The sequence below is a fragment of the Lelliottia sp. GFLA7 genome (assembly GCF_056490165.1).
The window spans coordinates 1-461 of sequence record NZ_JBWLAQ010000066.1 but is presented as its reverse complement, the minus strand read 5'-3'; the positions used below and the strand labels follow the sequence as shown (position 1 = coordinate 461).

The window sequence follows — 461 nt, the reverse complement described above, 5'->3', positions numbered from 1 at the left end:
CAGTATACACGCGCCCTCCTCGCCTACCGACAGTCATCCCAAGATGCCGATGATATCGCTAAAGCTGCGATTGATTCTAATAGACACATCCCTGGGTTGTTATCAAAGTGCAGATTGCAGCCCAAGTCTAACAGTGGATTTATCACGTTAGGTGAAATGGATGAAGCCATTTATTACGTGAATAATAATATAAAGCCTTGGATTCGCACCCCTGGTGCAATTGAATGGATTATTAATAACTCATTAAATAAAACGTGAGGATTTAATTTTAATGTTTAATCTAATTATGGGCGGAGAACCTGACTATTTTGAACATTGGCCCATGTATGAACGGGTTAGTGGGAGTTGTGATTTTCCTATATCACGCATGTTAGAAGGTACCTCTGATGACATCCGGTTGAAGTTAACGCCTTTGAATGATAAAGCATTATCTTATATTGAGAAATTACCTACGCTTTTTA

At 39.0% G+C, this 461-nt stretch carries 2 pseudogenes; both read left to right on the top strand.

What is annotated here, in order from left to right:
* A pseudogene (locus AC07RN_RS21170) lies at positions 1–258 on the top strand (hypothetical protein); the annotation flags it as partial.
* A 13-nt stretch (positions 259–271) separates the two neighbouring features.
* Positions 272–461: pseudogene (locus tag AC07RN_RS21165) on the top strand (FRG domain-containing protein); the annotation flags it as partial.